Source organism: Enterococcus hermanniensis (genome assembly GCF_001885945.1).
GTDB classification, from domain to species: Bacteria; Bacillota; Bacilli; order Lactobacillales; family Enterococcaceae; genus Enterococcus_A; species Enterococcus_A hermanniensis.
Genome location: NZ_JXKQ01000001.1, coordinates 447,169 through 470,000 on the forward strand (window position 1 = coordinate 447,169; position 22,832 = coordinate 470,000).

At 39.4% G+C, this 22,832-nt stretch carries 20 protein-coding genes, 1 riboswitch and 1 other annotated feature (1 of these 22 running past the window's edge); of the genes, 6 read left to right on the top strand and 14 right to left on the bottom strand.

Annotated elements, in window-relative coordinates; all coding sequences use genetic code 11:
* The first annotated feature begins 188 nt into the window (after positions 1-188).
* Entirely contained in the window at positions 189-371 is a 183-nt protein-coding gene (locus RV04_RS02085) for a hypothetical protein (RefSeq protein ID WP_071856814.1), read from the top strand.
* Between the two features lie 74 nt (positions 372-445).
* Here the strand turns inward: RV04_RS02085 and RV04_RS02090 are convergent, their stop codons facing one another.
* Entirely contained in the window at positions 446-787 is a 342-nt protein-coding gene (locus RV04_RS02090; RefSeq protein ID WP_071856815.1) for a YlbF/YmcA family competence regulator, read from the bottom strand.
* A 67-nt stretch (positions 788-854) separates the two neighbouring features.
* The gene (locus RV04_RS02095) at positions 855-3,026 is read right to left on the bottom strand and encodes a PBP1A family penicillin-binding protein (protein ID WP_071856816.1); all 2,172 of its coding nucleotides are present in this window, start codon (positions 3,024-3,026) and stop codon (positions 855-857) included.
* 217 nt (positions 3,027-3,243) lie between these two features.
* Here RV04_RS02095 and RV04_RS02100 point away from each other — a divergent pair, with 217 nt between their 5' ends.
* A complete protein-coding gene (locus RV04_RS02100) occupies positions 3,244-4,104 on the top strand; it encodes an RluA family pseudouridine synthase (RefSeq protein ID WP_071856817.1) in 861 nt (286 codons plus the stop codon).
* Between the two features lie 35 nt (positions 4,105-4,139).
* On the opposite strand, the gene RV04_RS02105 is transcribed toward RV04_RS02100, so the two are convergent.
* From RV04_RS02105 to RV04_RS02140, 8 genes are all read right to left on the bottom strand, one after another.
* Positions 4,140-4,913: an SDR family oxidoreductase gene (locus tag RV04_RS02105; RefSeq protein WP_245791029.1), complete on the bottom strand. Its 774-nt coding sequence runs from the start codon at positions 4,911-4,913 to the stop codon at positions 4,140-4,142.
* A 9-nt stretch (positions 4,914-4,922) separates the two neighbouring features.
* Positions 4,923-5,396, bottom strand: a complete 474-nt coding sequence (locus tag RV04_RS02110; RefSeq protein ID WP_071856818.1) for an S-ribosylhomocysteine lyase — start codon at positions 5,394-5,396, stop codon at positions 4,923-4,925.
* Between the two features lie 17 nt (positions 5,397-5,413).
* Positions 5,414-6,265 carry a MetQ/NlpA family ABC transporter substrate-binding protein gene (locus RV04_RS02115; protein WP_071856819.1) on the bottom strand — a complete coding sequence of 284 codons (852 nt, stop codon included), beginning with the start codon at positions 6,263-6,265 and terminating at the stop codon, positions 5,414-5,416.
* 25 nt (positions 6,266-6,290) lie between these two features.
* The gene (locus RV04_RS02120; RefSeq protein WP_084405492.1) at positions 6,291-6,962 is read right to left on the bottom strand and encodes a methionine ABC transporter permease; all 672 of its coding nucleotides are present in this window, start codon (positions 6,960-6,962) and stop codon (positions 6,291-6,293) included.
* Positions 6,959-7,999, bottom strand: a complete 1,041-nt coding sequence (locus RV04_RS02125; RefSeq protein ID WP_071856821.1) for a methionine ABC transporter ATP-binding protein — start codon at positions 7,997-7,999, stop codon at positions 6,959-6,961. Before RV04_RS02125 ends, RV04_RS02120 begins: the two co-directional genes overlap by 4 nt.
* A 10-nt stretch (positions 8,000-8,009) precedes the next feature.
* On the bottom strand, positions 8,010-9,146 hold the full coding sequence (locus RV04_RS02130; RefSeq protein WP_071856822.1) for a 5-methyltetrahydropteroyltriglutamate--homocysteine S-methyltransferase: 1,137 nt from the start codon (positions 9,144-9,146) through the stop codon (positions 8,010-8,012).
* A 452-nt stretch (positions 9,147-9,598) separates the two neighbouring features.
* Positions 9,599-10,210 (bottom strand): aggregation-promoting factor, encoded by a 612-nt coding sequence (apf, locus tag RV04_RS02135; protein WP_071856823.1) that lies wholly within the window; start codon positions 10,208-10,210, stop codon positions 9,599-9,601.
* Positions 10,211-10,607: 397 nt separating this feature from the next.
* On the bottom strand, positions 10,608-12,245 hold the full coding sequence (locus RV04_RS02140; protein ID WP_071856824.1) for a putative polysaccharide biosynthesis protein: 1,638 nt from the start codon (positions 12,243-12,245) through the stop codon (positions 10,608-10,610).
* Positions 12,246-12,381: 136 nt separating this feature from the next.
* On the opposite strand from RV04_RS02140, the gene RV04_RS02145 reads away from it, so the two are divergent.
* The gene (locus RV04_RS02145) at positions 12,382-13,884 is read left to right on the top strand and encodes a UDP-N-acetylmuramoyl-L-alanyl-D-glutamate--L-lysine ligase (protein ID WP_071856825.1); all 1,503 of its coding nucleotides are present in this window, start codon (positions 12,382-12,384) and stop codon (positions 13,882-13,884) included.
* Between the two features lie 54 nt (positions 13,885-13,938).
* Here RV04_RS02145 and leuS read toward each other — a convergent pair whose 3' ends face one another.
* On the bottom strand, positions 13,939-16,452 hold the full coding sequence (gene leuS, locus RV04_RS02150; protein WP_071856826.1) for a leucine--tRNA ligase: 2,514 nt from the start codon (positions 16,450-16,452) through the stop codon (positions 13,939-13,941).
* A gap of 138 nt (positions 16,453-16,590) precedes the next feature.
* Positions 16,591-16,786 (bottom strand) — a binding site (T-box leader).
* Between the two features lie 139 nt (positions 16,787-16,925).
* Here leuS and RV04_RS02155 point away from each other — a divergent pair.
* The 3 genes from RV04_RS02155 to mnmM are packed head-to-tail and all read left to right on the top strand — an operon-like array spanning position 16,926 to position 19,100.
* Positions 16,926-17,585 (top strand): phosphatase PAP2 family protein, encoded by a 660-nt coding sequence (locus RV04_RS02155; protein WP_071856827.1) that lies wholly within the window; start codon positions 16,926-16,928, stop codon positions 17,583-17,585.
* Positions 17,582-18,562 carry a tRNA modification radical SAM protein MnmL/YtqA gene (mnmL, locus tag RV04_RS02160; RefSeq protein WP_071856828.1) on the top strand — a complete coding sequence of 327 codons (981 nt, stop codon included), beginning with the start codon at positions 17,582-17,584 and terminating at the stop codon, positions 18,560-18,562. Before RV04_RS02155 ends, mnmL begins: the two co-directional genes overlap by 4 nt.
* Complete coding sequence (gene mnmM, locus RV04_RS02165) at positions 18,537-19,100, top strand: tRNA 5-(aminomethyl)-2-thiouridylate-methyltransferase MnmM (protein ID WP_071856829.1); 564 nt, start codon at positions 18,537-18,539, stop codon at positions 19,098-19,100. The genes mnmL and mnmM overlap by 26 nt, the downstream gene beginning before the upstream one ends.
* Positions 19,101-19,108: 8 nt before the next feature.
* Here mnmM and RV04_RS02170 read toward each other — a convergent pair whose 3' ends face one another.
* From RV04_RS02170 to metK, 3 genes are all read right to left on the bottom strand, one after another.
* Entirely contained in the window at positions 19,109-19,897 is a 789-nt protein-coding gene (locus tag RV04_RS02170; RefSeq protein ID WP_071856830.1) for an alpha/beta hydrolase, read from the bottom strand.
* A 22-nt stretch (positions 19,898-19,919) separates the two neighbouring features.
* Complete coding sequence (locus tag RV04_RS02175; protein ID WP_071856831.1) at positions 19,920-21,398, bottom strand: MDR family MFS transporter; 1,479 nt, start codon at positions 21,396-21,398, stop codon at positions 19,920-19,922.
* 173 nt (positions 21,399-21,571) lie between these two features.
* On the bottom strand, positions 21,572-22,762 hold the full coding sequence (gene metK / locus RV04_RS02180; RefSeq protein ID WP_071856832.1) for a methionine adenosyltransferase: 1,191 nt from the start codon (positions 22,760-22,762) through the stop codon (positions 21,572-21,574).
* Positions 22,760-22,832: riboswitch (SMK box riboswitch) on the bottom strand; it runs 10 nt beyond the window's last position. (Overlaps the previous gene by 3 nt.)

Below are 22,832 nucleotides of genomic sequence, written 5' to 3' on the forward strand. Positions count from 1 at the left end.
CCTATAACAATGCACTTATTTTTTTAGCCTAAAAGCCTGCATTGCTAAGTATTTTATCCAATCTGCACTTATTTTAACATAAAAAAGCGAAAGTCTGTTCGTATTTAAGTGAAGATTTTAAAAAGTTAAATTCTCGAAAGAATGCGACGGATTCGTTAAAATAAGAAGATCAAAAAGGAGTGATGACTATGACGAATGATCAGCTGATCAAAAAAATCAAAGAGTTATTAAATGAAGGTAATGTTGAAAAAGCCAAGCTATTTGTTGAAGAGCACAAAGATGAATTAGGCGAATATTATGACAAGGCTAAGGTCCTGTTGAATTCAGAAAAAGTTGAGGGCTTAAAAAAACAATTCAAAAAATTTTTTTGATCAAACAGTCGTAAAAAAAGAGGTTGAGTCAAAAGTAGCGAATACTTTTGACTCAACCTCTTTTATTCTTTTAATTAACCTTCGTATAATTCACGAATTGGTGTCATAATTACACGATTTAGATCGTTGATGATAACGCTGAAAGCTTGTTCTTTCATCATCAATTCATTGATCAATTCTTCTTGTTGAACTTTTTCAGCTAATGCTTGTGCTTGTTCAGCATCTGCATCGCTAAAATCTTCACCGCGCATTTGTTTTTCTTGTAAGCCTTGTTGGAAAGCTTGGAAATCCTTAAATGCAACATAAGCTGTTTCATTTGCTTTTAATTGTGCAAAAGCTTCTTCTAAAGATTTGAATTCTGGTAACTCACGAATTTCACGTTCTAATCCGTTTGCTGTATCATAAATATTTGCCATTTCGTATCCCTCATTTTCTATCAAAGTTACTTTTTTATTGTAACATGAATGGAAACGGGTTCATACCCTAATTTCCTGGTTGGTACTGTTGCCATAGTTCTTGGCCTTTTTCTTTCAGCTTATCAGCCCCGGCTTTGGCTTTTTCAAAGAAACTTGCTACCCCTTCACTAGCTTTTCCACCAATATCTTTTAAATCCTCTTTCCATTTGCTAGAGTCCGAACTACTGTCTTCTTGATTATTGACTTGATCAGCCGCTACAACTTGTCCACCAGTAGCATAAGCATCCGCCACATTAAAGGCCGATTGTTTCACATACGGCAAGATCGATTCGGCTTCTGCTTTGAAGACTTGTCCAACTTCTGAACCACTCGTTCCACTCAAGTAATGAGTCTCACTTACTTTTTCAAAACCTAACCAAGTAGAGATCACGATATTCGGTGTGTACCCGATAATCCATTGATCATTGACTTTATTTGCATCAAAATTGGTCTCCGTTGTTCCGGTTTTTCCTGCAACTGTATAGCCAGCTGGATTCGCTTGAGCAGCTGTTCCGTTTGAGAAAGTCCCTAACAACATCGATGTCATCTCATTCGCCACTTGTTTTGAAATCACTTGTTCATACTTAGGCTTATTATTATCTACCACGACCGCACCCGTTGAATCAATGATCTTGGTGATCAAATACGGTTGATAAACTTTTCCTTCATTCGCAAACGCACCATAAGCCGCAGCCATTTGCAGTGGAGATGTTCCTTTTTCTAATCCCCCTAAAGCTAAACCATAATACTTGTCAGATTTACTTAAAGGAATCCCAAATTCTTCGGCTTTAGCATAGCCTTTGTTCAATCCGATTTCATGTAGTAACCAAACTGCTGGTAAATTCAAACTTTGGGCAACTGCCTGATACATTGGGACTTCTCCCTGATAAGTTCCATCATAATTTTTAGCTGTGTAATAAGATTGCGGTTCATCTTTCAACACACTGTCTGGTTTATAGCCAGCTTCTAAAGCTGGTGAATACACACTCAGTGGCTTCATTGTCGATCCCGGTGAACGTTGCATCTGAGTCGCAAAATTATAACTACGAAAAACATGCTCTCCGCGACGACCAACTAATGCTTGTACCCCACCATTTTTAGGATTCATCGCAACCGAAGCCGATTGCGGCATCGCACCATCTTCTGCGTTTGCTGGGAAATTATAATTATTCTCATAGACAGCTTCCATTTGTTGTTGATAATCTTGATCAAGGGCAGTATAGATTTTATACCCCTTACTCAGTAAATCTTTTTCCGATAAACCATACCGTTCCACAGCCTCATCGATGACAGCATCGAAATAAGATGGATAACGATAGCCCGAATCAGCCGATGAATACGTGTCGTTCAACTGTGAACCTAGATCAACCGCCTTTTCTTGTGCTTCTTGTTCTTTAGTCAATTTGCCATTTTCTACCATGACAGATAAAACAGTATTGCGACGATCGATCGCATTGTCTAAATGATCGATCGGATTGTAGATTCCAGGACCTTTCAACATTCCCGCAATCGTAGCTGCTTCACCGACCGTTACTTGGCTCGCATCCACTCCAAAATATTTGTGTGCCGCATCTTGCACGCCCCAGACACCATTGCCAAAATAGGCATTATTTAGATACATTGTCAAAATCTGATCTTTGTCATATTTCTTTTCGATTTCGATTGCCATAAAAATTTCTTTGGCCTTACGTTCTAACGTTTGGTCTAAACTTAAATACGCATTTTTAGCTAATTGTTGTGTGATCGTACTTCCGCCACCTGTGATGTGTCCCGAGGTCACTAGGCCCAGGGCAGCACGCCCGATTCCTTTGATATCGAATCCATGGTGATTGTAGAAATTTCGATCTTCTGTCGAAACAACCGCATCTTTTAGGTTTTGTGAAATTTGATCACTTTCCGTGTAAGTGCCTTTTTGACCATAAAGCGTCCCGGCTTGTTCATTTTTTTCATCGTAGATCACCGTTGATTGCTTCAAACTAGATTGCAAGGTTTCTACATCAACTGATTTTGCTAAGATAAATAAGTAAACACTCATTACTAAAATACCGACAAGTGCTAATAGTAGCACGATTTTATTCACATGATACTTTTTCCAAATCCGTTTGCGCCATTGATGAAAACGAAGTAAATAAGGTTTGATCCACAACCAAAACGCTTTCGCTCCGTTTTTTACCTTGCGCCAAATTTCCTGAAAATCCATTTTCTGGTCTCCATTCTATAAAAAAATTCAGACACAGTGTACCATAAAACACAATGCTGCTGCGTGGGTCTAGAGACCGATACACATATGGTAGTATTCTAGCATGGCTTCTCAAGGAAAGACTAATTTTTTTCTTAAATATCCGTTAAAAGTGATACAATAAACCCGATAAAATTTTTCGATGAGCCTTTAATAAAATCAATCTAGGAGTTGCTATATGAAATTCACGATCACTTTACCACCCAATTTTTCTGAGCTGAGTATCCAAGATCTACTAGAAAATAAATGGTTTGTTCCTAGAAAAATCCGGCACTTTATCCGAACACGAAAAGGAATCTTAGTTAATGGCGAAGCCCGTCCTTTTCACTCTCTTATCAAAGCCGGCGATACTATCACTATTATGCTGGAAACGAGTGACTACCCTAAACGAGAGATTCGTTTAGGAAAGGCTTCAAGAATCGATGCCTTATATGAAGATGAACATTTGATTATCGTCAATAAGCCATACGGAATGAAAACCCATCCGAATCAACCAGAAGAGCAAGACACCTTATTGAATCATTTAGCAGCTTATCTGGCTCCAGAGACACAGCCACATGTTGTTCATCGTTTAGATCAAGACACGAGTGGGGCGATTTTATTTGCTAAAAATCCTTTTGTTTTACCAATCTTGGGCCATTTATTGGAACAAAAGAAAATCTATCGCCGCTACCAAGCACTCGTTCACGGTTCATTAACCCAAGAATTGACAATCCGTAAAAAAATTGGCCGTGATCGACATGAGCGACAAAAACGCCGCATTGATCAAAAGAATGGCAAACCAGCAATCACTCATGTAACCATAGCTAAAAATATATCGACTAAAGCCAATCAAAGCGCCATTTTCTGTCAACTTGAAACGGGTCGGACGCATCAAATCCGTGTGCACCTTGCGAGCATTGGACATTCGCTAATTGGAGATCCATTATATAGTAAACATCCTAAAGGGCGCTTGATGCTTCATGCTTATGAACTAACTCTCGATCATCCTTTTACGGGACAAACGATCTCAGTTCAAGCACTTCCTGGATTATGGTAAAAAAACAGTACAGCAAATTTTGCTGTACTGTTTTTTTAATGCATCGTCATCCCACCTGTAACATTGATTGCTTGGCCCGTCATATAGCTAGCTAAAGGACTCGCTAAAAATAAAACAACATTGGCTACATCTTGCGGCAATCCCGTTCGACCTAAGGGAACTTGGCTGATGTCTTCTTGCTGCACCGCTTCTGCACTCATTCCCCGCAAAGATCCGCCTTCCACTCGTTCCCGCTGTTTCATTTCTGTCTCGATAATGCCCGGACATACCGCATTCACTAAGATTTGATTGGCCGCCGTTTCAATTGCTAACGTCTTGACTAATCCTAAAACCGCATGTTTAGAAGCAACATATGCAGCCATTCCACGATACCCATTTTTACCTGCTTGAGAAGCAATCACGATCACTCGACCTTGCTTTTGATGCTCAATCATAGTTTTAGTAAAATATTTTAACGCCAAGTAAGCTCCGCGTGTATTGACTTGAAAGGTCCTATCAAAATCTTTTGTCTGACTTTGGACTAAAAAATCCATCGTCGAAATTCCCGCAACATCAACTAACACATCGGGAATCAGCTGATTTTCAATCAACTGTTGGTTCACCGCTGCAATCTCTGATTCTTGGCTGATATCTAATTTAATTTGATAATACTGTTGATTCTCTACTAGCTGAAGCTGAGGAGTCGTGTAAGAAATATCGGCCGCGACCACTATTGCATGATTTGCTAAAAAAGTATCCACCACAGCTTTACCAATTCCTTGACTGCTACCGATTACTATAACAACTTTTTGATTTAACTCTGGAAACATCGTCATCACCTAAACTAAATGACGTTCAAACGCATCATCACTGATGCCTTCAGCCACAACTTTTTTCGACCATTCTTTAGCAGAAAACAACGAATGATCGCGATAATTTCCGCAGCTAATGATATCGGTTCCTTGAACATCTTCCCACTCTATTTTTTCAGCGATTTCTGCTAGCGATTCTTTCAAAGCAACCGCTACTTGATGAGTAGTTGGTTCGCCCCAGACGATCAAATGAAACCCTGTTCGACAACCAAAAGGTGAACAATCGATCACACCAGCTAAACGATCGCGTAAAAGATCTGCTAATAAATGTTCGATCGTATGCAGTCCGGCTGTTGGAATTGCATTTTCATTGGGCTGAACGAACCGTAAATCAAAATTTGTGATTGTATCGCCTTTAGGACCAGCTTCTTTTGCAATCAAACGTACATATGGTGCCTTTACTTTTGTGTGATCTAATGTGAAACTTTCTACTTCTGCCATTGTTGAAACACTCCTCTTTATTTTTCTAAATAACTTAGCGGTTTATCGACTTCGATTTTTGTTCCGCCAAATTCTTTACTGATATATTTTTGGATCGTTTTATTGTGATACAACTTCACCAATTTTTTAAAACTGGCATTATCTTTATTCTCTTCTGCTGTTGCGAGAATATTGATATTATTTTTAGTTGTTTGATTAACCTCTTCATGGAATAAAGAATCCTTTAATACATTCAAGTCTCCATCCAGTGCTACCGTATTTGAAATCAACACAGCATCAACCGATTTTAAGACGCGGGGACCAGTTGTATCATCAATTTGCTTAAAGACTAAATTTTTAGGATTTTTAGTGATTTCTTCTACCCCACTCAACGCGTCAAAATCATCACTCAATGTGATCAGTCCCGCTTTTTGTAACAAAAGTAACCCACGTGCAGTATTTGCAGGATTATTCGCGATCGCGATTGTTGCGCCATCTGGAATAGCTTCGATCGAATCATATTTATCTGAGTAGATTCCTAATGGTTCTAAATACGTAGTTCCTAAAGCTGCTAGCTTCTTCTCACTATTTTGCTGATTGTAGGCACTGAAATAGGCGTACGATTGAAATGCATTAACATCGACACTGCCATCTGCGGTGGCTTTGTTTAGCTGAACACCGTCCGTGATTTGTTTTACTTCTATGGTTAAACCAGCTTTTTTAGCTTCCTCACTTTTAGCGATATACTGCCAGATTTGAAAATCTGAACCTTGTGATCCGATGACGATCGTATTTGATTCTTTTTTTTGTGAGTGGCTGACACTGTGTACCCCGAATCCTACAACACCTAATACAACAATCACACCCAATAAAGCAATTATTTTTTTCATAGTACATCTCCTTTGTTTTCTAGCTTTAAAATTTGATAAATCGATCTGCTAAGCGATCGCCAATAAATTGAACGATGAATACAAATACTAATAAGATGATCATACAGACAAAGGTCACATCATTTTGAAAACGGGCGTAGCCTATGCTAATCGCCACATTTCCTAATCCACCCGCACCGACAGCACCAGCCATCGTAGTCAAACCAATCAAACTAATGATCGTCAGTGTTGAGACGCGAATAATATCGGCTAGACCTTCACGTAAATATACTCGAAAAATAATTTCTTGATTACTCAACCCCATTGATTGAGCAGCTTCGATCACTCCTGGACCTACTTCTTGTAAAGCTAATTGGACTTGGCGCGCATAAAAGGGAAAGATCCCGATAACTAATGGAACCAAGGCTGCCGTTGTTCCCACAGTCGTTCCGACTAAAAAACTAGTCAAAGGAGAAATCACCGCTAAAAGAATAATAAAGGGGATACTACGCAAAAGATTGACGATCTTATCTAAGATGCTATAAAAAGGACGATCTTCAGCAATCCCACCCGGTTGCGTCACGACTAAAACCAATCCAGTCAACAGACCTAGTATCCCGGCAATCACTGCAGAAACAATCGTCATATAGATTGTTTCCCATGTCGCTTGCCAAATATCTGCTTGCATCGCACTCACATTGGGAAATAGTTGACTCATGATTGTGTCACCCTCTTCGCGATTTCTTCTACTCTCACTCCTTGTTGCCGTAAGTAATTGACCCCAGCAGTAACCTCGGGGCCATTCAACGCCAGAATCATCACCCCAACCGTCAGATCATCGAATTGATCGACATTAGCAAAAAGGATATTAGCTGAAAGTGCATATTTTTGCGCCATCTCAGTCACCACTGCTTGATTGGTCGTTTCGCCAATAAATTTTAATAAAAACAAATTGTCTAATCGTTTTTGCTGGATCCGACTTAATGCATCTTGAACGTTGATCGATGTATCGATAAATTCTTCGGTCAGACGCTCTTTAGGATGTCTAAAGACTTCTGATACTTTGCCTTGTTCAATAATTTTTCCCGCTTCCATCACCCCAACACGATGACAAATCGTTTGAATCACTTGGATCTCATGCGTGATCAAAACAATCGTCAAACCTAACTGTTGATTCAACCGCTGCAATAATTTTAAAATCGATAAGGTTGTTTTCGGATCCAAAGCACTCGTTGCTTCATCGCTGACTAAAATATCTGGATTATTGGCTAATGCTCGTGCAATCGCGACTCGTTGCTTCTGACCACCGGAAAGTTGATCTGGAAACGCATCTGCCAACTCTTCTAATTCAACAAGTTTCAACAACGCTAATGCTTTCTCTCGTCGTTCCGTCTTACTTAACTTTTCTCCTAATAATGGGAATTCGACATTATTTAAAATCGTGCGTGAATTCATCAAATTGAAATGCTGAAAAATCATCCCAATTTTTTTCCGTGCTTGTTGGAACTGCTGTTTATCTAAATCAGCTAGGTCTTGTTGATTCACAATCACCTTTCCAGCAGAGGGCACTTGCAGATGATTGATCAAACGAATCAGTGTACTTTTTCCAGCACCAGAATAACCAATGATGCCATAGATTTCTCCGCGATCAATTGTTAGCGAAACATGATCGACAGCCGTAATTTCGCTTTTATTACGCTCAAACGTTACAACGGCCTCTTGTAATTCGATCACAGGTTGTTTGTTTTCCACCATTGTTCTATCCCTACTTTTCTGGCCAAACCTCTTCGGCGATGTTTTTGATCAACGCAATTTTTTTCCATTGTTGCTCTTCAGTTAAAATATTCCCCTCTTCAGTTGAAGCAAAGCCACATTGGGGACTTAAAGACAAGCGCTCTAATGGAACGTACTGAGCTGCTTCATGAATTCTGTCGATCACTCGTTGCCGATCTTCTAATTCACCATCTTTTGAAGTGATCAATCCTAGGACAACTTTTTTGTCACCACTGACTTTGGCTAATGGTTCAAACCCACCAGAACGATCCGTATCATATTCTAAATAATAAGCAGTGACATTTTCTGAAGTGAATAGCGGATCGGCCACATCATCGTATCCACCGGCTGCTGCCCATGTCGAGTGATAGTTGCCTCGACAGACATGGGTATTCAAGGTTAGATCAGCCGGTTGATCTGCTAAAACAGCATTATTGATAGTTAGATATAATTGCGCTAACTCTTTACGTACCTCTTGTTCCTTTTTGCCTTCTTCAACAATAAAGCCTTCCGGCAACGGTGCCACCAATACGCCCCAAGTACAATCATCTAATTGAATCGTCCGAGCACCAGCTGCATATAGATCTGTGATCACTTGTCGATATGCTTGAACGATATCACCAATTAATTCTTCATTCGTTGGATAAATTGTGCGAACCTTTTCGATCACATCTGGTCGTAATAATTCAACCAGAATCTGAGCAGGTGCGGGAATCGTTTGTTTCACCTCGGTTCCTTCACTGACATGCGCCTGAGTAAATTTGAAATGTTCAACAAAAGGATGGTTTTCACCAGAAATCTTTCCAGTGACGATTACCGTTCCGGGACGTGTTTCTTCTCCATGGAAGAAATAACCATGTTCAGGAATATAAAATTCGATGCCTTGAAGCCCCCAGAAAAAATCTAAGTGCCACCAGCTACGGCGGAATTCTCCATCAGTCACTGCTTTTAAACCCGCGGCTTCTTCTTTTTTGATTAAATCAATAATTGCTTCATCTTCAATTTTTGTTAGGTATTCGCGGTCTACTTCACCAACTTCAAAAGCTGTCCGCGCTGCTTTTAATTTCTCAGGCCGTAAAAAGCTCCCTACGATATCGTATGTGAATGGTGATGTTGTACGTTTTGTCATAATAAATTTCCTCCATTTTTAACTTTAAAGAAAAGCCGATGAAACAAAAAAAACATCCATCCCTTTACCTACTGCTCTTGCAATAGATAAAGGGACGAATGTTTTCGCGCTACCACCCTCATTTACATTACTCTTGCGAATAATGCCTCATCGGTACCTGTTGATACCCGGTGATATATCGGTCACTTCCCGTTTGGTCCGCGTGAACAAGCCAAATAGCTCAGAGCTCATCTTCACTGACGTTTATAATCCCCTTTTTCACCGACCGGGGTCTCTGTGTTTATGACGTATCAGCTACTCTTCTCTTCAAAGCTTTATTATTTGTTCACTATAATCACACTATTTACTCCTCTTGTCAACACTTTTTTTTATCTTATTTTAATAAAGTGGTTTTTTACTACAAAAAAAGCCAAGATCTAATGATCTTGACTTTCGATTAGTCAGTTATTTTCTTAGTACCAACCGTTTGCTTGCCAGAAAGCTTGAGCGCCTTCCCATGAACCATAACGAGAAGTTACGTATTGATCTGCTACACGTTCTTGATTTGCTTCAGAATAGTCACCATTCAAGTATGATGCTGATAATTGGTAACGTCCAACATATTGGCCGTTTGATGCAGAGTAAGAACCACCAGATTCTTTTTGAGCAATCCATTCTTTAGCTGAAGAAGTTGTGGCAGTTGTCGTTGTTTCTACTGCTGGTGTCGTTGTTTCAGTAGTAGTTGTTGCTGCAACTGTTGGAGCTGCTGCTTGAACTGTTGTTGTTTGTGCTGCAGTTTCTTGAGCTGGAGCTGCTGCTTCAGTCGAAGTTGTGGCAGTTTTTGTATCACCATTGATGGTCAATTCTTGACCTGCAAAAATCATGTTTACGTTAGAAATTTTATTTGCTTTCGCAATTGAACTTACTAAACTATCATTACCAACCAATTTATGAGAAATCTTTGATAAAGTATCTCCTGATTGAACAGTATACGTTTCTGATGCATGTGCATCCGTAGCTCCCATCGCTAGACCTGCACCTGCCACTAATACTGTACTAAAAAGAAGTGTTTTCCCTAATTTCATTATATAAATTCCTCCGATTGTTTTATCTCTTTTTCTTCTGTCGTTTCGACTACGAGAGTTACTTTACCATCCTTTTGTATTTCATGGGTAATATTACTGTGACAATTCATTACAATAATATGAAACAATGTAACAAAAATGGTATTTGTGTGTTACTTTGAAATATATACTATTAATCCATAATTTTAAAAACCTATATGTATCAGGGCTTAAATAAAATGTAACTGTTTTATATTTGTGTTACAAAAATTAACTTTAGAAACATTGAAATCTTTTTGTAAAGAAAGTCGCTAAACTTTCTATGGTCTTTCTGAAGAATTTTGCCTAAATAATTGTGGCTATCACTAAATTAAATAAAAAAAGAAACTTCCGCCAAAAAAGGCAGAAGTTTCTTTTTTTATTTAATTCGCAAGCGTCGGCGCCACTTCATTGCTTGCGGGCCAATCAACTTATCTGCTAATCTTAGCTTCAAACTCAGACTAAGATAAACAAAGCCCCCGGTCCCTGCTGTTAGCATACAAATCAGCATTGCTTGAAACCTAGAAGTAGGGTCCAATACGACATAGCTTACTTGACGAACGATCCATGCCACTAACAACATGATTATCGTAAGCAACGCGATTAAAAGACACCGCCTAAAGGCCAATTGATAATTTGCTTGAACAACTCTTCGAAGTTTCCATAAACACAAGCCACAGGTCAAAGCTAAGCCCATAAATGTCGCAATCAACGGTCCATAAACTTCAAATAATTTGATCAACGGCAGTTGGATCACAGCTTTAAACGCTAACCCGATCAGCCAATATCTTACTGCAATGCGGCTGTGTGAGATACCTTGCAGTGTAGTCGACAGCGTCATAAACAACGCTGAGACAAATCCCGCCCAACAAGCTACCACTAAGATACGGCTGCCTAATACGTCTGGTGTATAAAAAAGTGTGTTTAGTGGGTAAGCCAGTAAAATCATTCCCGCGACTGCTGGAAACATGATAAACGCAAATAATTGAATATTGGTATTTACTAACTTACCCAACTCAAAGCGACGTCTTAAGGTAAATAATTCTGTTAGCATCGGTAAGCTAGTGAGTGCTAACGATGTTCCTAACGCCACGACTACCATTGTCAATTTGTCTGGATTCGCACTGAATAACGCATAGAGATCGACTAATTGGCGGTGACTATAATTGGTGTTTGCCGCCATTGTCCGAATGAAGGTTACTTGGTCGATCAATTTATAAAAAGTGATCCCGCCGCCTAACAATATAAACGGAATTGCTTGCCTGATTGTTTCTAATAATAATTTTTTAGTATCGATCGTTACTTTATTCAAACTATAAGTCAATTGTAGATCGCTGCGTTTCTTGTCTTTAAACCAATAAAAAAGCAAGACACCATATGATCCGATCATTCCTACAGCTGCAGCAAATGTCGATTGGATCACAGCTTCCAGATAATCGCCATGCTGAACTTTCATAATAATAAAGACACTCAATAACATATAAAATACGCGAATTGCCTGTTCAACCACTTGAGAAATTGCAGAAGGGCGCATATCTTGTTGGCCTTGAAAGTAGCCTCGCAAAACACTCATACATGGAAATGCAATGACGGCAATGCTCAATGCTCGGATTACTGGAATTAGTTGTTGACCGCCACCGGATAAACTAGCTAAGAAAGGTGCAGTTAAAAACATCACGCCTCCAAAAAAAATACCTAGCAAAGCCGTCGCCTGTAATGCTTTGATAAATAAACGTCGACTTGTCTGATATTCACCTTTTGAATTATATCGAGCGATCTGTTTGGCGATTGCTCCAGGCAACCCTGCGGTGGAAATCATCATGAACAATGCATAAAACGTATAGCCCATATTAAACAACCCATTAGCTGCTCGAGCATTTTCTCCCATCCAAGCATACCAAGGGATGATATAAACAGCTCCTAGTAAGCGTGAAAAGATATTTCCTACAGTCAGCCAGGCTGAACCTTGGATCATTTTTTCCTGGTAACTCAGGTCACTTGGTCGTGTCTCTTTCATGATCTCCTCCTACAAAAGTACTACACTAATAGTAAAACTAAAAACGTTTTCTGACAATCACTCTTTTCTTACTTTTTCTACCATTTCTAAAGCTATGCTATAATAGCCTAGACAATATTATGGAGGTTTCTATCATATGCTGACACTTACCCAAATTCAACAAATCCTTGAAAAAGAAAACTTATTGCGTGAGTTTATCACGCCTGAGCGCTGGAGTCTATCTGCTCCTTTTGCACAAGAATTCCACAAACTATCCTATGATTCTCGTGAAGCTGATGCAGAAACACTTTTTTTCTGCAAAGGAAATAACTTTCAAACAAGTTACTTGGAGCAAGCACTACAAGCAGGTCTGACTTGTTACATTGCAGAACAGCCTTACGAAGTAGATGCGGCATTAGCCATTATCGTAACAGATATCCGCAAAGCTTTAGCTGTTTTAAGTATGGCTTTTTATGATTATCCACAAAATAAACTAAAACTCATTGGTATCACAGGAACAAAAGGAAAAACGACCGTTGCTTATTTCATTAAAAAAATCTTAGATATTACGACCCAACAAAAAACAGCCTTGTTTTCTACTTTGAACACGACTTTAGATGGCGTCACTTTTTTCAAATCTAAATTAACGACTCCTGAGTCTTTAGACTTGTATCGTATGATGGCGCAAGCTGTTGCCAACGGTATGACGCATTTAGTGATGGAAGTTTCTTCGCAAGCGTACAAAGTTGCACGTGTTTATGGCCTGACTTTTGACGTAGGCATCTTTCTGAATATCTCACCCGATCATATTGGACCGATCGAACATCCAACATTTGAAGATTATTTTTATTGTAAACGTCAGTTGGTAGCTAATTCACGGCAAATGATTTTACACCATGAGATCGATCACTTCGATTTATTAAATGAATTAGCTGAAGCTAAAAAAATCCCAGTGATCACTTATGGCAACAATACCGAAGCAGATTATCAAGTGGAACCACTAGAGCATCCATTAACCTTTTCACTAACCGGCGCTAAAGACGATTTGGCGCTCAATGGTCAATATCAGATTTTGTTAGCTGGTGATTTTAATAAAGAAAATGCGGCGGCGGCCTTAATCGCTAGTGCCTTAGTCGGTGCCAACCGGACAGCTGGTCAACAAGGTTTAGCTGAAGCATTAGTTCCTGGTCGCATGAATCTATTATTGAAATCAAATGGCGCACACATCTATGTCGATTATGCCCATAACTATTTAAGTATGAAATCATTGCTCGCCTTTGCTAAAGAACAACATCCTGCTGGTGAAATTTTGGTCATTACAGGGTCAACTGGAAACAAAGCTGAGTCCCGTCGAGCAGGCCTCGGACAAGCCATCGGTGAGTATGCAGACGTTGCCGTCTTAACGAGTGATGATCCCAATTATGAAGATCCCCAAAAAATTGCTGCTGAAATCCAGCAAGGGATTCAAAACGAGCATGTTCAGGTTCACTTCGAAATAGATCGTAAACAAGCAATCCAACAAGCGATTCAATCAGCCGGCCCAAATGATGCGATTATTTTAGCTGGTAAGGGAACCGATAAATACATGACCGTAAATGGTGAACACCTCCCTTACGAAGGGGATTATCATTTAGCAGAATTGTTTATTAAAGACGAATAAAAAGAGCTTGAGACAAAAGTAGTAACTACTTTTGTCTCAAGCTCTTTTCTTTTATTAATTAGCTACGATGTTAACTAATTTATTCGGAACGACGATCACTTTACGAATCGTTTTTCCATCGATATTGCGTTGGATATGTTCATCTGCCATCGCAATTTTTTCTAATTCAGTTTTTGCTAAATCAATCGCGACCATTACTTTCGAGCGTACCTTACCATTGACTTGCAATATTACTTCGATTTCATTTTCAACCAATGCCTCTTCATCGTATGTTGGCCATGCAATATACGAGATATCTTCATCATGACCTAAAATCGCCCATAATTCTTCTGAAATATGCGGAGCAATTGGTGCCAATAATTGAACAAAACCTTCAACATATTCATACGTCAATGCTTCAGCTTTATAAGCTTCATTTACGAAGACCATCAATTGTGAAATGGCGGTATTCAAATGTAGTTGTTCCATATCTTCTGTTACTTTTTTAACGGTTTGATTATAAACTTTCGTCAATGAACCATCATTGATGTTTGTAATGTGATCCCGCATTTTTCCGTTTTCATCTACGATTAGACGCCATACGCGATCTAAGAATTTACGTGAACCTTCTAAGCCATTTTCGCTCCATGCGATTGATGCATCCAATGGGCCCATGAACATTTCATACATCCGTAATGTGTCAGCACCATATTCTTCAACCACATCATCCGGATTCACTACATTTTTCAATGATTTACTCATCTTGGCTGGCGCTTCTTCTAACTCTTCGCCTGTTTCGATGCTGTACCATTTACCATCGCGTTTTTCAACTTTGTTAGTTGGCACAAGTGCGCCACGGTTATCACGGAAACTTTGGCCTAAGATCATACCTTGATTATATAATTTTTGGAATGGTTCATTTGTTGGAACAACACCGATATCATACAAGAATTTGTGCCAAAAACGAACATATAGTAAATGAAGTACGGCATGTTCCGCTCCACCAATATAAAGATCAACTGGTAACCAGCGTTTTAATTTTTCGTAATCTGCTAAAGCTTCTTTGTTATGCGGATCGATGAAGCGTAAATAATACCATGAACTTCCGGCCCATTGTGGCATCGTATTGGTTTCACGACGACCTTTTTTGCCGGTGATTGGGTCGACTACATTTACCCAATCTTCGATATTTGCTAATGGTGATTCACCGGTTCCACTTGGTTTGATATCCTTTGTTTTTGGTAATTCTAACGGCAGTTCATAATCAGGAACTAAACCAGTCGTACCATCTTCCCAATGGATCACAGGGATTGGTTCCCCCCAATAACGTTGACGAGAGAACAACCAGTCTCTCAAGCGATAACTAACTTCTTTTTTACCGCATTGATGTTCTTCTAACCAAGGAACCATTTTATCAATGGCTTCTTGTTTACCCAAACCGTCTAAAAATTCTGAATTGATGTGGGGACCGTCACCTGTGAAAGCTTCTTTTTCGATATCGCCGCCTTCTACAACGGGCACGATCGGTAAGTCGAAGGTTCTAGCAAATTCATAGTCACGTTCATCGTGTGCAGGTACTGCCATGATTGCACCAGTACCGTAAGATGCTAATACATAATCACCGATCCAAATCGGCATTTGATTCCCATTGGCTGGATTGATCGCATACGCGCCCGTAAAGACACCCGTTTTTTCTTTTGCTAAATCAGTTCGGTTTAAATCAGATTTTTTAGAAGCTTCTTCGATATAAGCATCGACTGCTGCTTTTTGTTCCGGCGTTGTAATTTGTTGGACCAAATCCAATTCTGGTGCCAATACTGCATAGGTTGCACCAAATAATGTATCAGGACGTGTAGTGAAGACTGTAAAACTTTCTTCGCTACCCTCAATCTTGAAGCTGACGTTCGCACCGATTGAACGGCCAATCCAGTTGCGTTGCATTTCTTTGATACTTTCAGGCCAATCAACCGTCTCTAAATCATCTAATAAACGATCCGCATAAGCAGTGATTTTTAGCATCCATTGACGCATGGGCTTGCGGATAACATCGTAACCGCCACGTTCGCTCTTGCCATCGATGACTTCTTCATTTGAAATGACTGTTCCTAACTCTGGTACCCAGTTAACCGGAACTTCAGCTTCATACGCTAGGCCTTTTTCATACATTTGTTCAAAGATCCATTGCGTCCATTTATAGTATTCCGGATCCGTCGTATTTAATTCACGATTCCAATCATAGCTAAAACCTAATGAATTGATTTGACGTTTAAATGTTTCAATATTTTTTTGAGTGAATTCAGCAGGATCATTACCTGTATCTAAAGCATACTGTTCTGCTGGTAAACCAAATGCATCCCACCCCATTGGGTGTAAAACATTGTAGCCCTGTGCTCGTTTCATCCGTGAGATTACATCTGTCGCTGTATAGCCTTCAGGATGTCCCACATGTAATCCTTGACCAGATGGATAAGGAAACATATCTAATGCATAGAATTTTGGTTTTCCTGGGTCGTCTTGGGTATTGAATGTATTATGGCCTGCCCAATATTTTTGCCACTTTTTCTCAATCGCTTTGTGATCGTAACTCATGTTGCGCCTCCTATAGCCTACTCTTTTATTTTTTTACTCATTCTCAAAAGAATGATGCGTTTAACAAATTTATTACAGTCCCAGAGCTGATTTTCTTAAATGAAACAAAAAAAGCCCTACAAAAGTTCTAAAAAACTTTTATAGGACGTTATCAACGTGGTACCACCTATCTTTATCTGCTCTATGGCAGACCTCAACAGAAATAACGGTCTCTAACCGGATCGATCATTCGATCATGCTCCAAGGTAAGTTCGAAGTTCTCGCATGTCCACTCTCAGCACCGTGGGCTCTCTGAAATGCGTTCGTTTCTACTACTCCTCTTCTAGGCGAATAATATTAAAGTAAGTTTATCTTAGCAGATTACTATCTAGAATTCAATTGAATTCCCTTTAAGAATCTTGACAGAGAATTGTACTGTTAAGTAAACATGATATAATGGTTCCGATTATAGAAAGGATGAGTTTAGTAGAACCATGAAAAATAAATCGCTCTATCACCTAATCGGGAGTTTCACTTTACTATTTTTTGCAGTACTCTGTTACATCGTCCGATTTTATCCCAATACGTTAGCTGGTTTTGACCACTCGATCATTCATGGGGTCCATCGTTTATATCCGCAGATGAACGGCTACTTTTTATGGGTGACAAAATTTGCCAATCCGATTACGATCGTCTTATTATCAGTCGTTTTTGTTGGTTTATTCTATTTCAATAAACAAAAAATCACCGCGCTGTGGCTGACTTTAGGAATGGTTTTAATCAGTGGCGGACTTAATCATTTATTAAAGGTCTTTTTCCATCGTGAACGGCCGACGGTCCTTACGCATATGGTCACGGAACATAGCTTTAGTTTCCCTAGTGGTCACTCGACTGCCAGTACCTTGCTTTATGGAACGTTGATCTTTGTGTTGCCTTTAGTTATTAAAGACAAGACCCTTCGTTTGATTGTACAGATCGTCTTAGGAGCGTTGATTTTTAGTATCATGGTCAGTCGCATCTATTTGGGTGTCCATTACCCTAGCGATGTTTTAGCAGGGATGCTCTTAGGAAGCAGCTGGCTATTTTTTACCTTCCCTTATTACCAACAAAAAAAATTAGCTTATGATTTAAAAGCAATTAGGAGAAACAAATGACCTTTAATTATAGTGATGATGAAAACAAACGTTACCATTCTTGGAACTATGCTTTACGCCAAGAATTCGGCGGGAAAATCTTTAAAGTTCCAGTAGATGGTGGCTTCGACTGTCCAAACCGGGACGGTACCGTTGCTCACGGTGGCTGTACTTTCTGCAGTGTTTCAGGTTCAGGTGATATGATCGTTGCTCCCAGCGACCCTCTTCCACAGCAATTTCATAAAGAAATCGATATGATGCATCAAAAATGGCCGCATGTTGAACAATATATCGTCTATTTCCAAAATTTCACCAATACTCATGCCCCTGTTGAAGTGATTCGGGAGCGTTTCGAACAAGTCGTCAATCTTCCAGGCGTTGTTGGGCTCTCCGTCGGTACGCGTCCAGACTGTTTACCACCCGAAGTGGTCGATTATCTAGCAGAATTGAATCAACGCTTGTATCTGTGGGTCGAATTAGGTTTGCAGACAACCTATGAAGAAACAAGTGATTCGATCAATCGGGCCCATGATTATCCGACCTACGTCGATGCGGTCGCTCGCTTGCGCAAGCATAATATCAATGTCTGCACTCATTTAATTAATGGTTTGCCCGGAGAATCGCTAGAGATGATGCGAGAAAATGTTCGCCGAACGATTTTAGATTCTGACATTCAAGGAATCAAACTTCATTTGATGCACTTGATGCGCAATACTAAAATGTTGCGTGATTATGCTGAAGGACGATTGCAACTGATGAGCAAAGAGGATTACGTCTCTGTGATCTGTGACCAGTTAGAAATGATACCTCAAGAAATCATTATCCATCGCTTAACGGGGGATGCACCTTGGGATTCCCTAGTTGGACCAATGTGGAGCTTGAAAAAATGGGAAGTCTTGAATGCGATCGATCAAGAATTGATTCGACGAGATTCCTATCAAGGAAAGTTTGACATCAGAAAGGAAACTGACCATGCTGCTCACCTCCTTACGCTTTAGTCATCAACTTTTAAAAGAAATTGTTAGTGAAGGTGACCATGTAATCGATGCTACTATGGGAAACGGAAACGATACACTTTTCCTAACAGAATTAGTCGGAAAAAATGGTCAAGTCTACGCCTTTGATATTCAAGAACAAGCGTTGAAAAATACACAAGCCCGACTAACCGCTGCACATCAGCAAGCGATGCTTTTTCTAGCGGGTCATGAGACAATTGACAATAATATTCCGATTGACCAACCAATCAAAGCGGCGATTTTTAATTTAGGTTATCTCCCTAAAAGTGATAAACAAATTATCACTTTACCGGAAACAACCAAACAAGCTATGAGTGCAATTTTAAAACGGTTGACCATTGGTGGACGAATGATTGTTGTGATTTACTATGGTCATCTTGGTGGTGAGACTGAGAAAAATGAAGTGCTCGATTTTTGTCAAGCATTGCCACAAGAAACGTACAATGTTTTGAGCTATCAATTTATCAATCAAAAGAATAATCCGCCGATTTTATTATGCGTAGAGAAAAAGCACAGCTGACCTGAAGGTCAGCTGTGCTTTTCATTAAGCCATTCCAACACACGTTGAATCCATGCATCCCAAAAAATCCAATCATGTTTTCCAGGGCCTTCTTCAAAGGTGACATCTAATTTATTTTGTTCTAGTTTATGTGCCATGTATTGACTGGCTGGATATAGATCATCCTCTGTTCCACAGGCTAGAAAAAAGCGAGGCGTTTCCTTTCCACTTTTGACTAATTCTTCTAATAAATACAGCGGATCATTTTCAGATCCTTGCAATTGATCCAACGGCCCAAAAATTCCTTGCCAGTAGGCTTCGTTTCGCACTAATAACAAACTCTTGATATCTGCTAAAACTACCGCACCAGATAGCGAGGCCACCGCTGCGAAATTTTCTGATTTTGCTAGACCTAATTTCAAGGCGCCATAGCCGCCCATCGATAATCCAGCCGCGAATGTTTTTTCACGTTTTTGCGTGATTTGCGGGAATAATTCATGAACCAATTCCGGTAACTCTTCTGCCACAAAAGTCCAATAATTCATATCATATGTGGTGTCAGTATAGAAAGCTAAATCTGTTGAAGGCATAACCACTGCCATTTGATATTCTGCGACATAGCGTTCAATCGACGTGCGCCGTTCCCAAACACTATGGTTTCCACCCATCCCATGCAATAAATAAAGTACTGGAATATCATCAGTTATACCGACTGTTTCAGTTCCAATTTTTTTATGCGTTGTCTGTGGTAAGATCACGTTCATTGCCACTTCCATTTGTAACACATTCGAATAGACATTTACTTGTAAAAAAGCCATCTATTTTGATCCTCCAGTTTTCTTATTGTTTGTTTAGTTTAACACGTTTTGATTGTTTACCAAATAAAACGCTAAACAATAATGCAATGATGATCAGTAGCAAACCAGCTAAATAAATCCAATGTAGACTATTGAATAAAATAGTGCGTAATTCATTTCTTAAAGTTTGCTCAATTTGTAGAGCCGTATGCGGATTGATCAAGCGATTCATGAGTGTGGTATCCTCAATCCCCGCTTGAGCTAATTGACGGCCGTTCGAAATATTCAAGATAATTCCAAAAACTGAAACCATGATTGTTTGCCCAATCGTACGAGACAAGGTGTTGAACGAAGTGGCTACACCGATTTCCGTTTGCGAAACACTCGCCTGAGCCTCGACAGTCGTTGTAGTTACCGCCAACCCATAACCAACTCCAAGAATTCCCATGATAACAAAAAACAACCAAAAAGGACTAGCTTGCGGTAAGAATAATAAGGAACCCCCACCGATTAAAATAATAAATAATCCAAGTACAATAATTCGTTTCGCTGAATACTTTAATAACAATCGTCCCGATAAGAAAGAACCATACATCCACACGATCGATAGTGGTGCTAAGACTAGTCCACCCAGTCCAGCAGATTTTTCTAGTACCCCTTGCATCCACATCGGAATATAAACATCTAAACTCATCAAGAAACCACTGATCAATGCTGCCACGATATTCACACTAGCAAATGTTTGATTACTAAAAAGATTCAAATCAATTACTGGATCGTCCGCTCTCTTTTCTGTCTGAACAAATAAGAACAAAGCCACAAGACTAAAAATAAACAAGCCAACTACAGATATTGATAATCCTTCATCTCCTAAAAGTTGAAAACCTAATAGTAAACTCAATAATGTCAGCATCAAAAACAAGCTACCTAAAACATCCATTTTTTTAGCTTGATAGTCCCTTTTCTCTTCAATAAAAAAGTACTGTAACAAACCAATCAATCCTAACCCAATCGGAACATTGATAAAGAAAATCCAGTGCCAACCTACAGTATCAACAATCAATCCTCCAGCCAATGGACCAAAGACACTAGCAATGCCCCAAGCAGCGCTCGTCAAGCCTAAAACTTTAGCTCGTTTATCGATGTCATAAAGATCTGCTATGATTGTTAAGGACACCGGCATGATCGCACCGGCACCTAAACCTTGAATTCCCCTAGCAATGATCAACGTCAACATCTCGTTTGAAAAGCCACATAAGGTTGATCCTAGCACGAAAAGCAGAATACCGATGAAAAAAATCGGTTTCCGCCCAATCTTATCAGCTAATTTTCCATAGATTGGCGTGATCATTGCACTCGTCAATAAATAAATTGAAAAGACCCAATTCATAATTTCGATTCCTTGTAAACTTCCTACGATTGTTGGCATTGCCGTCGTTACGATTGTTCCCTCAATCGCTGACATAAATGTCGCAATAAAAATTCCTACCGTTACAACCTTCACATTTGTTGTTCGCTTCATTTTACCCTCCAAAAATTACTTCTTCTTTTGTAGCATATCATTACTTAAGTCAACAGAGTGTTTCTTTTTTTAACAGTGCTATTCAAAATTTGACAAAAAAAGACGGCTCTATTGATTTAAAAATCAATAGAAACCGCCTCGTGAACTCCATAAATAATTTATGTCTGTACGATTTATTTTAAATCCAAACTAGCTTTCAACGCAGCTACTTTATCTGTATGTTCCCAAGGTAGATCAACATCTGTACGACCGAAATGACCATAGGCAGCTGTATCGCTATAGATAGGACGTAATAAATCTAGCATTTCAATAATACCTGCAGGACGTAAATCAAAGTTTTCGCGAATCGCGCCAATTAGCGCTTCTTCTGAAACCTTTGCTGTACCAAATGTATTTACTGAAATAGAAACCGGTTGAGCTACTCCAATAGCATAAGCCAATTGAACTTCTACTTTTTCTGCTAAACCAGCCGCTACAATATTTTTAGCAATGTAACGAGCAGCGTAAGAAGCAGAACGGTCTACTTTAGTCGCATCTTTCCCAGAGAAAGCACCACCACCATGACGAGAATAACCACCATATGTATCCACGATGATTTTGCGTCCAGTTAAACCGGCATCCCCTTGAGGCCCACCAATAACAAAGCGGCCAGTTGGATTAATATAGTATTTGGTTTTTTCATCTAGTAATTCAGCTGGAATTTCATGCTTGATTACTTTTTCCATCACATCTTTACGAATTGTTTCATTATCAACTTTATCACTATGTTGTGTACTGATTACTACTGCATCAACACGTTGTGGTTTACCATTTTCATCATATTCAACTGTTACTTGAGATTTTGCATCTGGTCCAAAATAAGCAACTTCACCAGATTTACGTAAATCCGCTAGACGTTTGACTAAATGATGACTCAATGAAATAGGTAAAGGCATTAATTCAGGTGTTTCGTTTACTGCAAATCCAAACATCAAGCCTTGGTCCCCGGCACCGATATCTTCAATTGCTTCTTCTTTATCGCGTGTTTCTAAAGCATCATCCACACCTTGAGCGATATCTGGAGATTGTTCATCAATTGCTACTAAAACAGCTACATTGTCTCCATCAAAACCAAATTTTGATTCTGTATAACCAATGCGTTTGATTGTTTCACGAACAACTTTTTGGATGTCTACATAAGCCGTAGTAGAGATTTCTCCAAAAACTAAAACAAGCCCAGTTGTTACCGATGTTTCGCATGCAACACGAGCTTTCGGATCCTTTTCTAAAATCGCATCTAAGATAGCATCACTGATTTGATCAGCAACTTTATCTGGATGTCCTTCTGAAACTGATTCTGATGTAAATAAACGACGTTCTTCCATTATAAATATTCCCCCTAATTTTATTCGGTTACAAGGAATCTCTGGGTTTTTCCAGAACCTATCGGGAACT